Source organism: Pseudomonas sp. PICF6 (genome assembly GCF_009831705.1).
GTDB lineage: Bacteria > Pseudomonadota > Gammaproteobacteria > Pseudomonadales > Pseudomonadaceae > Aquipseudomonas > Aquipseudomonas rhizophila.
Map to the genome: position 1 here is coordinate 34,322 of NZ_WUUD01000024.1, position 231 is coordinate 34,552.

At 60.6% G+C, this 231-nt stretch carries 1 protein-coding gene; it reads right to left on the bottom strand.

The genetic code is table 11. The annotated features are described in order from the left end of the window. The coding region (locus tag GSM73_RS27390; RefSeq protein WP_256676924.1) for a hypothetical protein at positions 1–231 on the bottom strand (231 nt) is incomplete at both ends.

A 231-nucleotide genomic window follows, 5' to 3' on the forward strand; every position in this document is an offset into this window, starting at 1 on the left:
ACACCTGACTGCCGACCTGACGATAGCCCTTGCCGGCTTCGATCAGTACATCGCCAGTGGTCGAGCCGATGGTGCTCGCCACCGCCGTGTGTTGCGTGGTGAGGTCCTTGACGCTTTGTTGCTGGCTGCCCATGGTGACGGCGATACCACCGCCGCTGAACAGGCCGCTTTTCTTCACCGACTTGTCGTGGCGTTCGTTGCTGCTGTCGGTGGCCGCTTCAATGTTGATGT